The 2,839-nt window shown below is 65.2% G+C and carries 3 protein-coding genes; 1 reads left to right on the top strand and 2 read right to left on the bottom strand.

Features of this window, described 5'->3' with window-relative positions:
* Positions 1-18: 18 nt before the first annotated feature.
* Together ACFWF3_RS30955 and ACFWF3_RS30950 are read right to left on the bottom strand one after the other, a co-directional pair.
* Positions 19-855: a glutamate ABC transporter substrate-binding protein gene (locus ACFWF3_RS30955; protein WP_378988538.1), complete on the bottom strand. Its 837-nt coding sequence runs from the start codon at positions 853-855 to the stop codon at positions 19-21.
* A 35-nt stretch (positions 856-890) separates the two neighbouring features.
* Positions 891-1,619: an amino acid ABC transporter ATP-binding protein gene (locus ACFWF3_RS30950; RefSeq protein ID WP_378655486.1), complete on the bottom strand. Its 729-nt coding sequence runs from the start codon at positions 1,617-1,619 to the stop codon at positions 891-893.
* Between the two features lie 334 nt (positions 1,620-1,953).
* Here ACFWF3_RS30950 and ACFWF3_RS30945 point away from each other — a divergent pair.
* Positions 1,954-2,839 (top strand): MiaB/RimO family radical SAM methylthiotransferase (locus ACFWF3_RS30945; RefSeq protein WP_379317254.1); only part of this gene is annotated, 886 nt, incomplete at its 3' end.

Raw genomic sequence — 2,839 nt, 5'->3', positions numbered from 1 at the left:
CCGATGGTCAGTGGTTGATCAGTAGCGGTCGACGGTCGGCGGTGCGGGCACCGCGATACCGGTACCCGCGAAGTTCTTCTCCTGCGAGGCCTTCCACGAACCGTCATCGATCATCGCCTGGATGGCGTCGTTGACCTTGCCGCGCAGCTCCGAATCGCCCTTCTTCAGGCCGATGCCGTACTTCTCGGTGGTGAAGGGCTTGTTCACCAGCTTGAAGGTGCCCGGCGACTGCGCGGCGTAACCGGCCAGGATGACGTTGTCGGTGGTGACCGCGTCGATCGCGCCGCTACGCATCGCCTCGATGCACAGCGAGTAGGTGTCGTAGGTCTGCAGCTGCGCCTGCGGGTAGTTCTTCTCGATGTTCTGGGCCGGGGTGGAGCCCTTCACCGAGCAGACCTTCTTGCCCGAGAGGGAATCGGGGCCGGTGATGTCGGTGTTGGCGGCCGGGACGAGCAGGTCCTGGCCCGCGATGTAGTAGGGGCCGCCGAAATCGACCTTCTCCTTGCGCTTGTCGTTGATCGAGTAGGTGGCCACGACGAGGTCGACCTGACCGTTCTCGATCAGCGTCTCGCGCTGCGCCGACGGCGATTCCTTGAAGGTGAGGTTCTCCGGCTTCACGCCGAGCTTGTCGGCGACGTACTTGGCGACGTCGACGTCGAAGCCGCTGTAGGTGCCGTCGGTATTGCGCAGGCCCAGACCCGGCTGGTCGAACTTGATGCCGATGGTCAGCTTGCCGTCCTTGGCGTTGTCCAGCGCCGACTTGTTGTCACCGCCACCACAGGCCGCGGTGACGGTGGCTGCCAATACCAGTGCCGCTGCGCCGATTCCGACGCGCATCGCACGATTGATCCTCATGGGTTTCCTTCTCCTTGTGACAATGGTGCTGCGAGTCAGTGACTGAGAATTTTGCCGAGGAAGTCCCTGGCGCGTTCGGATTTCGGTGCGGTGAAGAACGTTTCGGGCGCGGCGTCTTCGACGATCTCGCCGTCGGCCATGAACAGCACGCGGTCGCCCGCACGGCGGGCGAAGCCCATCTCGTGGGTGACCACGAGCATGGTCATGCCTTCCTTGGCCAGCGCCACCATCACGTCGAGCACCTCGTTGACCATCTCGGGGTCCAGCGCCGAGGTCGGCTCGTCGAACAACATGACCTTGGGATCCATGGCCAGTGAGCGGGCGATCGCCACGCGCTGCTGCTGGCCGCCCGAGAGCTGGGCCGGGTACTTGTCGGCCTGGTTGGCGATGCCGACCCGCTCGAGCAGGGCGAGGGCGTGCTTGCGCGCCTCGTCCTTCTTCTTCCCGCGGACCTTCGTCGGCGCCAGCATCACGTTCTCGAGGATGGTCTTGTGCGCGAACAGGTTGAACGACTGGAACACCATGCCCACCTCGGCGCGCAGCGCGGCGAGAGCCTTGCCCTCGTCGGGCAGTGCGACGCCGTCGATGGCGATGTCACCGGAGTCGATCGGTTCGAGGCGATTGATCGTGCGGCACAGGGTGGATTTCCCCGAACCCGACGGGCCCAGGACGATCACGACCTGCCCACGGGGCACTTCGAGGTGGATATCGCGCAGGACATGGAGCTCACCGAAGTGTTTGTCCACGTTGCGCATCGAGATCATCGGCGGAGCAGCGGTGGTGGCTGCGGCGTCGGCGTTCCCGTTCGCGGGTGCGGCGTCGTCGGTCATGGTCAGAAACCTTATGTCCATTCTGGAGAATTGCCCGGCTTTCGAAGACATGCCGTGACGGCACGCCGAAACGACACCTGCTGGTAACCCGGCGGCTGCCCGTTACCTTTGCGTATTATCGCGCGAACGCAACCGTGACGCGCATCACACTCAGGGCTGCCCGTACCCTGGACAGGTGGATTCGACGGTTCAGGACGCGACTGAGGGCGCGACGCAGCACAGCTCTGTGGCGCAGCGCAGCTATGAGGTTCGCACATTCGGCTGCCAGATGAACGTGCACGACTCCGAACGCCTGTCCGGGCTGCTCGAGGACGCGGGCTATGTCAAGGCCGCCACCGGAGAGACGCCCGATCTGATGGTGTTCAACACCTGCGCGGTGCGCGAGAACGCCGACAACAAGCTCTACGGCACGCTCGGTCAGCTGGTCCCGGTCAAGCAGGGGCGCCCCGGCATGCAGATCGCCGTCGGCGGCTGCCTGGCGCAGAAGGATCGCGAGACCGTGGTGCGCAAGGCGCCGTGGGTCGACGTGGTGTTCGGCACCCACAACATCGGTTCGCTGCCGGTGCTGCTCGAGCGGGCCCGGCACAACGAGCAGGCGCAGGTGGAGATCCTCGAATCGCTCGAGGCTTTCCCGTCGACGCTGCCCGCCAAGCGGGAGTCGGCGTACGCGGGCTGGGTGTCGATCTCGGTGGGCTGCAACAACACCTGCACGTTCTGCATCGTGCCCGCACTGCGTGGCAAGGAAGTGGATCGCCGTCCCGGAGACGTGCTCGCCGAGGTGCAGGCGCTGGTCGACCAGGGCGTGCTGGAAGTGACCCTGCTCGGACAGAACGTCAACTCCTACGGCGTGAACTTCGTCGATCCCGAGCAGCCGCGCGACCGTGGCGCGTTCGCGCAGCTGCTGCGCGCGACCGGACAGATCGAGGGCCTCGAACGCGTGCGGTTCACCTCCCCGCATCCCGCGGAGTTCACAGACGATGTGATCGAGGCGATGGCGGCTACCCCGAACGTCTGCCCGCAGCTGCACATGCCGCTGCAATCGGGTTCGGATCGGGTGCTGAAAGCGATGCGCCGTTCCTACCGCAAGGAGCGTTTCCTCGGCATCATCGACAAGGTGCGCGCCGCGATGCCGCACGCGTCGATCACCACCGACA

Origin of the sequence: Nocardia sp. NPDC060220 (assembly GCF_042727815.1) — a bacterium.
In the GTDB taxonomy this organism is placed as follows: domain Bacteria; phylum Actinomycetota; class Actinomycetes; order Mycobacteriales; family Mycobacteriaceae; genus Nocardia.
The sequence above is the reverse complement of the archived record's forward strand: the minus strand, read 5'-3'. Positions and strand labels throughout refer to the sequence as shown.

Coding starts and splice junctions, on each gene's coding strand:
- ACFWF3_RS30955 (WP_378988538.1), bottom strand. CDS start 855: ATGAGGATCAATCGTGCGATGCGCGTCGGAATCGGCGCAGCGGCACTG.
- ACFWF3_RS30950 (WP_378655486.1), bottom strand. CDS start 1,619: ATGATCTCGATGCGCAACGTGGACAAACACTTCGGTGAGCTCCATGTC.